Annotated in this window: 1 protein-coding gene; it reads left to right on the forward strand. The window is 63.1% G+C overall.

The window, feature by feature from the left end; genetic code table 11:
- Window positions 1–241: YgaP family membrane protein (locus AC0IYH_RS33625; RefSeq protein WP_471838781.1), on the forward strand; the 241-nt coding region annotated here is incomplete at both ends.

Below are 241 nucleotides of genomic sequence, written 5' to 3' on the forward strand. Positions count from 1 at the left end.
GTTGGGAACGTGCGCTTTCCATCGGCAGTGGTATCGCCATGGCTCGTGGCGGCCTGAAGCGTGGCGGCGTGCTGGGGCTGGCTCGTGCAGCGTTCGGCGGTATGCTGTTAGCACGTGGCTTGAGCGGGCATTGCAAGCTCAAAAGCGTCATGGAAGACGCCCGTTCCATGCGTCCTGACGTGGATCGCATCGCTGAAACCGTGACCCGTATCGAGAGCGAGATCGCCGAGCGGGTCAAGCC

The organism is Pseudomonas sp. AC463 (assembly GCF_979253585.1).